The organism is Rhodococcus sp. (in: high G+C Gram-positive bacteria) (assembly GCF_049299235.1).
In the GTDB taxonomy this organism is placed as follows: domain Bacteria; phylum Actinomycetota; class Actinomycetes; order Mycobacteriales; family Mycobacteriaceae; genus Rhodococcus.
On record NZ_JBAQXC010000278.1, the window covers coordinates 1 to 7,430 of the forward strand.

The following is a 7,430-nucleotide window of genomic DNA, read 5'->3' on the forward strand; positions in this document are numbered from 1 at the left end:
CTGGCTACTCTTCTTCACGGCGGTCCCTTGCTGTTGGTGTGTCTTGGCAGACGCCCGATGCCTACCACATGGCAGGGATCGAGCTTGGGACCGCCACCTCAATTTCTACGACTTACGGGACAACCTCCAGGCGCCGCACATCGAACTTTGGGACGGGGACGGGGCGGGGCGCGCGGGGTGTCGTTGCTGCTCGGGACCTGGCCGGTCGGTTGTGGGTGCGGGTCCCGTCGGTGAGGCAACATTGATGTTGTATTTGTTGCCGATGTTTACTCAAGGTGCATATGATGCGTTCCTGTTGAATCAGCGTTTTCAATGTTGGGGGAATTGATGTCCATGCCGCTGCCCAACCCGACTCCCGCGCGCACAGCGCTCACGACAGATCACCTCGAAACCCTCCGAGCCGACGCCCGATCCAACCGGTACCGGTTCGTCGATCCCACCCGACTCCCATCGGTCCGGCACACCCTCGCGCAACTCCCCACAATCTGGATCGACCACGTCCTCGGTCGCGCGACCACCGGCTGCGGCACCATCGCCCTGCAATGGGGCGAGATGGTCACCCTCGAACACGCCGCAAAACTCGACCGTGACCACCTCGACCACCTCGCCACCCGCAGACAGGAAGACAACGCGCGCCGAGAGAACAACGAGCGTTCCGAACAACACCGCCGCGACGTCGACCGGAGGCAGCGGTGGAACGAGTTGCGCCACACACTTCCGGTCGACGTTTTCGTCGGCCTGAACTGGGCTTTCGGATACGAGAACGGCAGCAACCGCGGACGCAGCCACATCGTCGTGCAACACGACCTCCGTAGCGGCCGACTCCACAGGCCGGCAGCGACAGCCCTCTGTGAAACACCGTCACGCACCGGAGGCGGCGCGTGGGGACTCAACCCGCTGCGCGCGCTCGATCGGACTCCCCGCGACGCAGTCGGTCCCGGCGACCACGATCGCCTGCCGGACTGCCGAGCCTGCCTCGCCATCGCCGACCGCATCGCGAAGCGGCAGCCATGCCGCCCCGACGCGCAGTGACTCGTGCGTGCGATGGTGAGTCAGTCGCGTGAGCCCCAGATGACGAAGGCAGCGCCTGCCGGCTATGCGCTGCCCGAGCACTCGTCGGGTTCTGTAGCATCTAGCGTGCGGCCGGCTTGTCCGGCCAACCCGAGATGCGACGACGGTTTGGTCGCCGGATGACTCGCATTCTTCGGAATCCGCCTCGGGCGGAGGTGTGGCAGGCGCCAACTGGGATGTTATCGCCTGCCACACCGTCCGATGCTTCGCACATCCTCGACGGCAGGGACATTCGCATGGGACGGACCCGGTACCGGGTGGCGCCGGAACCGGCGGTCCGGTTGGACCCTGAGGCCGGCGGTGATACGACCTTGATCTCCAAACAGAGTGGATACAGAACCGCCGAGGTCTACGACGACAGGGCGGGGGAACGCCACTCGGCTCGGGGCCTCGACTCCATGGTCGAAGACGCTGCCTACACCCGCGCTCGCAAAGACCTCGAGCGCGCCTATCCTCGCTCTGCTGTTCGCCGCGTCAACGAACGCAAACGCCGAACACTGCCCATCCCCGACGCGATCCGCCTCCCACCGAGTTCCCGCCAACGCAAAGCGCGGTCGGTGACCAAGCAGCGCGCGCAGTCGAACCTGCCACGGATCCAATACAAGGCGATGAGCGGTCTGATCAACGACACGCACACCTGGACCGATATCGGTGCCGCGTTGACCGACGTCAATGGCGACGCCCAACTTCTCGACGATCAGGTCCGCACACATGTCCAACGCATCGATCGCGCCATCCAAGCAGCCGAACGTGAGAACGACCGCGGTCATGTCGTCTACTGCGCCGTTTCCCTGCCGCACGACCAGCCGGCGGAAGCGAAGAATCTGCCGTCGACCCTGCAACCCGGTGCACGGATCGAGTTCGACCGCTACACCATGACCACCCATGCGATCCACGAGATCGAAGAGGTCATCGACGATCGGGTGGTCGTCTTCGAAATGGAAACTGCCCGCGGAATGTATCTCGGCCGCTCGGACAGCGTCGACGACACCGCGCACCTGCTTCCCCGCGGCATGATCTGGGAGGTCGTCAGTTCTCACGACGGCCGCTACCGCCGACGTGACGGAACGTATGCGCGCTGCCGAATCGTTCAATTGCAGGACATGGGAGAGGAACAACTCTGATGCCGTACATCGACGCCAAGGGACGCCCCGAACTCGTCGTCAACCCAGCCATCAAGCTGGGCTTGGCGTTCTTCACACCGCTACCCCAGGCGGCCGACACCGCCACTCCCGGTGCGGCCGTTGCCGGCCTGCCCCGTCCGGCAGCCGCCGGCCCGGTTCGGAGGCGTTCTTCGACGCGCACCGCGTCCACCGCCTCGGCTCGCCGCAGTACTGCACGGGAGACCACCGAACGTTCCAGGAACACACCGACGGTGAACGAATCAGTGGTCTCGACGTCCCGGGCGACGAATCCGGATTCGGTGCCGGTACAGCACCCGGTAACTCGGCAACCCGCCGACAGTGCATCACCTCGCCGGAACTCGAAGGGGACAGCCGGAGACACTCGGTGCGATAGCCGAGAACTTTAGCGCGTTCCTCTGATTCGTCAGGCGGAGATCAGTGTGTCGTCGTCGCTGTTGCCAAGGCGTGTGAGCCGACCACCGCACGTTCGGCGATCGCGGCTGCGGCTGCACCGAGGATTCTGTGATCGACAGGAGCAGCTCCTATCCTGGTTCCGGATGTGCTGCACGCCGGACGATTACACCCCACAGGACGCCGGCCCCGATGATCACAGCACTTCCAGGCGACCCGGGCCGATCCGTTCGGTCCGGGATGCTACCGCGTGCCCTGCACGCCAAGAACGTGGCGGCGGTCAATCCAGCGGCGCTGGCCGGTACGCCCCGTACAGTCCACGCTCGTCGCCCGCGAGGTACTGCTCGTGCTGGACCTGTGCGCGGGCCGCGAGCGCCGACAGTCTCGCCCGTGCACCGTTGAGTCGATCTTGGCGCCGTGCTCGCAGCGCGACGGCCGCGACGTACACGCCCCACACGACAGCGCCGAGGACGGCTGCGCCGAGAAGCCACTTCCAGTACGTCACCACGACCGCGAGCGTGATGAACGCACCGACCCACACGAATGCGTTCTGCACCTGGTTGCTCCTCTGCCGTTCGATGGGCGGTCAGTGTTGCACAGGTATCCGACAGCTGGCGCGGCCGTCAGGATCGGGCACAGGATCACCGTGACGCCACGACAGGCGGCCGGTCGACGCTCAGGCACGCCCTGTGGTCAACACATGCCATCGCCAGTCGGCTCCGTCGGTGCCCGGCTCGTCGCGGCTGCCGACGTGGATCTCGCGCGTCGCAGCGACGGCCGTCGGGGACAGGTCGACGCCTCGACCGAACTACCCGTGTCCATCGGCGTAGCTGCCGGGGCGGCCGACCGCAGTTCGTCGCTGTCGGCCGCGGTATCGGCCGGCCGGCCGGATCGAACATCCGCAGACACATACGGGTGGTGGGTAGGGACACCGAGCCGACCGGCCGACGCCTACAACGGCACCTCGTCTGCGTAGATCAGACGTTCCACCGTCCCCGCCGCTTCACCGCGAACAGAGGGATCGGCGTTGAGCAACTCGTACTCCTCGACCAGCACCCGCCACTCGGAGTCCACCGTGCCGGGCTGCCGCAAGCCGGGATACCCCGCGCTCCACGGCAGCGCCACGGACCCGGTCCATGTGGCACGGCAGGAACCGGACTCCTCGACGCTGACTGCGTGCAGCACCGATGCCGATACCACTGCCCATTCCAGATCACCCGCACCCGCGGCACGCTGCTGCACACTCGCCCGCACGATCCGCGACTGCTGCAGTCGCGTTGCCCGCGCGGCCCCCTCACCTGTCGGACTGTCGGCACCGAGCTCCTCGCCCGGAAGCGCGGAGTCACCCCGGGGGTCGAACCGCAGCCAACCGACAACACCGGACAGCGTCACCTGAACGTGCTCCGGATCCGGTCTGCCGACGGTCAGTGTGCGGGTGGGCAGCGGCTGAACCCAGCCGGTGAGTGCGACAGGGGAGAGCGAGCAACCGTCGATCGAATGTGGTTGGAACCGTGCAACGGCCAGCCGCAGGAACGGCCACAAAGCCGAAGTGTCCTGCACGGCAACATCAACGAACCATCGCCCCGAGTGCTCGTCGAATTCCGGTTGGTAGCCCAGAACCCGGACCGCCGGCTGTCCGAAGACGTCCCGCAGTGGCACCGCACCCGCCACGGTGACCGGGTTGCCGGGCCCTTCGACCAGCCTCTGTCCCGTCCGCCAGGCACCTCACCTCGCAGCGGCGGCTGGATACCGAGATGGGTGGCCGCGCCGGTCTCGACGACGTCGAGGAGCAGCTCCTCGAACTTCAAGAACGGCGGCACGGTCGGATCGGAGGTGGATCCGCCATGCTGGATGATCGGGTCCGCAGCCCACAGACTGGTCGCGCCGTCCGGAGCCTGCTGGCTTTTGGTCCGCTGCATCCACGTTCCATCCCGATTGCGTGCCGGTTCGTTCGGATCGAACACGAGCACACCGAGCAATTCACCGTCGCCCGATGAGAACCAGGGCCGCGCCAACCAGAGCCGGACACCCGAGCGTCGCACCCGCCTCCACGCGAACGGATCGTTCGGTTCGGGGAACGACTCCCAACGCAGCAGCGGCACCGCATCCACGATCACCGGTGCAGCGGGCCGCGCCGACGACAAGACGTCGAGGACAACCGACTTCCCCTGCGTGGGTTCGGCGGCACGCTGCTCCGCGGTGAAGTACTCGGCGAATCGTGTGGTCCCGGTCGGCACGTAGGTGACCCGACGGTAGTGGGTGTCCTCGAAGGTTTGCAGCATCCGGTGGAACCCGATCCCGTCGAGCCACCACGCCTGGGTACCGGTCGGCAGGTAGTCGTACAGGAACAGGACCCCGGTCTTTTCCCGTTCCCCGACAGGTGAACGCACAACGACATCGGATTTCGACACGATCTGCGGGGTCGGGGCCGCCACGTCGTCGACAGTCTCGACCCACGATGCGGTCACCACCACGGTGTCGGTGCTCGCCCCGTGCACGTGAACCAACCCGGTCAGGGCGGCGACAGACCGGCCGGGCGGTCGGATGAACACGCTCAGCGCGGACAACTCCGGCGGCCGGACAGGTTCGGGGACAGCGTGGACCAGCCGCACATCCGTCGATGGGGTGAGCCACCACGTCCAACCGGACGTCGCCGCACGAATGAGAGCTGCGAGTGTGACGAGCTCGTCGGAGGTGTACCCGTCGTCCGAATCGGCGGCGCTGGCCCGGTGTGAGCGCCACAGCCCGAACATGTTCAGCGAGTTTCTGTCGAGGGTGCTCGATACCGCCACTCGTACCTGCTCACCGGGGGGCAGTTCGACATGCACGACGTGGTAGTCCACCCGGGCGCGAAGTGTGGATCCGGCTTCGACGACGAGCCGGAGGGGTTGCAGCACCGGCCAGCGGTCCTTCGGGTAGGGCACGGTCACCGACTGCAGCGCTCGCGGTTCGGGCAGCAGATGTGGGGCACCGGCTTCGTAGAACACGAGCGAGACGCCGGTCGCGTACGGGTCCGGAAGGTACGGCAGGCGCAGGGTGTCGGTGTCGTGCACAACGTACTGCCCTTCGCCGAGTGGCCGGCCGCGGGCAGCCGCGATGTCCGCGAGGGTCGCGCGATGCTCGGGGGGTGATGTCGGCGCCCGGGCGGTCGACCAGCGCGATGCCGGGTTGTTCGTCGGTCGTTGTGGCATCGGTTCGGCTGGGGACGAACTGGTCGAGCAGTGTGCCTCGCTCCGTGAGCGCGATGGCGTACAGCCGTCGGATCTCGGCGGCGTCGCCGGTACCGATCGCCGCGTCGAACTCGCCTGCGGCCTCGGCGTCGAGTTGAGTGGCCTTCGGTGGGGCGAGGTGCCGTTCGGAGGTCACCGGATCGCCCTGGCGCACGACGAGCACCGCGATCTGTTCCCCCGCGGTGAGCTCGTTGCGGGCGACGAGCGTCGGCGCCGGGATCGGATCCCACCGCAGATACGGCCGTGGGGTGGTCACGACAGGCCGTGTGAGGGCCTGGGTGCGGCCGGGTTGTTGGAGGTCGTCGGTGGCGGCCAGCGCGGCGAAACGTTCAGCGTCGAACCGCAATTGAGGGCGCACTCGCAGGAGGTGCCGCGACTCGGCGAGTGTCCGTGCCGCGTCGGCTGCAGCGTCGAGTGCACGCTGGGTGGGCACCGGCTCCTCGCGGTGTATCGCGTGTGCGACGAGCCGGCCCAGGGCCGCGTCGATTCGCGTGTTGCCGGACAGCAGTTCGTCGGGGATCCGGGCGGTGGCCGGGGGAACCGGGCGGAGGTGTTCGACGATTGCTGCACGCCGCGCCTGTGTGATGCCGCCGCGATCGAGCCGCGCGTAGGTGTCTCGCAGACGGTCGAGGTGTCGGCGGGCCGCGGCGACCGCGTGCTCGCTGGGCGGGACCGGATGCTGGTGCCGTGGCGGTATGTGCGGGACCGAGTTCCCGGCGAGGTCCACGGCGAGTACGCGGAAGCTGTACGACGTCCCGTACCGCAGCCGCGGCAGCGACCCGGGTTCGACGCGAGAGGTGGTGTGCGCGCCGCCGATCGGCTCATCCGGGACGGTATCGACGACATTCTCGGTGGAGCCGTCCGGCCCGGCCGGTTCGACGTGCACGATGGTTCGTCCGGGTCGCGGAGTGGAGAGGCTCCAGCCGTCCCAGCCGGCGACGACTTCGTGCAGGTAGTACCCGGTGGTGTGGTCGCCGGGTGTGGTGTTCAGCGCCGACAATTGCAGGAAACCCACGTCGGGTTCGTCGGTGAGCACGGCGAACCCGCCCGGTGACGCGGTGACGGTCACCTGCCGTCGGTGAAGACTGTGCCAGGTGTCGGTCATGTCGTCCCATACCTCGACGCGGATACCGCGTACCAGATCGTCGAGGAGAAGCTCGCGGGTGCCGTCGTCGTCGGCGAGGTGCTCGGCTTCCGCGACGCGGGCGCGGAGTTGGTCTGCCCGTTCGCGGCGGGCGAGAGCGAAACCCGTCGAACGCAACGTGCCCGGTGCCGATGTTGCGGGATCTCCGTTGGCCTCGCTGGTGTACTGGCGGGTCAGGTTGCGTGCGTACTGGTCGAGTTTGAGTCCTGCCGCGTCGGGGTCGACGTCGAGCACCACCCATTCGGGGTCGCCGAGCGGCAGGGCACCACCGACCCAGGCATCGGAGGATTTCGCGGCGAACACCGGCCCGTCCACCACCACCGACACCTTCCGGGGTGGAAGAACCTGGAGGTCGGGATTCGGTGATGTCACGGTCACGTTCACCCAGGTCGCACCGGTGAGGGCTGCCTGCGCCGCTACGGAGTCGACCCCGTCGAGGACGACGTCGAC

At 67.4% G+C, this 7,430-nt stretch carries 7 protein-coding genes; 3 read left to right on the forward strand and 4 right to left on the reverse strand.

What is annotated here, in order from left to right:
- Positions 1-333 precede the first annotated feature (333 nt).
- Complete coding sequence (locus WAX14_RS16330) at positions 334-1,032, forward strand: hypothetical protein (RefSeq protein WP_422629102.1); 699 nt, start codon at positions 334-336, stop codon at positions 1,030-1,032.
- Between the two features lie 275 nt (positions 1,033-1,307).
- Positions 1,308-2,195 carry a hypothetical protein gene (locus tag WAX14_RS16335; RefSeq protein WP_422629103.1) on the forward strand — a complete coding sequence of 296 codons (888 nt, stop codon included), beginning with the start codon at positions 1,308-1,310 and terminating at the stop codon, positions 2,193-2,195.
- A gap of 691 nt (positions 2,196-2,886) precedes the next feature.
- On the opposite strand, the gene WAX14_RS16340 is transcribed toward WAX14_RS16335, so the two are convergent.
- Positions 2,887-3,162 (reverse strand): hypothetical protein, encoded by a 276-nt coding sequence (locus WAX14_RS16340; RefSeq protein WP_422629104.1) that lies wholly within the window; start codon positions 3,160-3,162, stop codon positions 2,887-2,889.
- Positions 3,163-3,306: 144 nt separating this feature from the next.
- On the opposite strand from WAX14_RS16340, the gene WAX14_RS16345 reads away from it, so the two are divergent.
- Complete coding sequence (locus WAX14_RS16345; RefSeq protein ID WP_422629105.1) at positions 3,307-3,582, forward strand: hypothetical protein; 276 nt, start codon at positions 3,307-3,309, stop codon at positions 3,580-3,582.
- Here WAX14_RS16345 and WAX14_RS16350 read toward each other — a convergent pair.
- The 3 genes from WAX14_RS16350 to WAX14_RS16360 form a co-directional block, all read right to left on the reverse strand.
- Entirely contained in the window at positions 3,558-3,998 is a 441-nt protein-coding gene (locus tag WAX14_RS16350) for a hypothetical protein (protein WP_422629106.1), read from the reverse strand. The genes WAX14_RS16345 and WAX14_RS16350 overlap by 25 nt on opposite strands.
- Before the next feature lie 32 nt (positions 3,999-4,030).
- Entirely contained in the window at positions 4,031-5,503 is a 1,473-nt protein-coding gene (locus WAX14_RS16355) for a hypothetical protein (RefSeq protein WP_422629107.1), read from the reverse strand.
- Positions 5,409-7,430, reverse strand: a 2,022-nt coding sequence (locus WAX14_RS16360; protein ID WP_422629108.1) for a hypothetical protein, incomplete at its 5' end; no start/stop codon positions are given. The genes WAX14_RS16360 and WAX14_RS16355, both read right to left, overlap by 95 nt.

Bases quoted from the DNA above. Each gene is read 5' to 3' on its own strand.
- WAX14_RS16330 (WP_422629102.1), top strand. From the start codon at position 334: ATGCCGCTGCCCAACCCGACTCCCGCGCGCACAGCGCTCACGACAGAT.
- WAX14_RS16335 (WP_422629103.1), top strand. From the start codon at position 1,308: ATGGGACGGACCCGGTACCGGGTGGCGCCGGAACCGGCGGTCCGGTTG.
- WAX14_RS16345 (WP_422629105.1), top strand. From the start codon at position 3,307: ATGCCATCGCCAGTCGGCTCCGTCGGTGCCCGGCTCGTCGCGGCTGCC.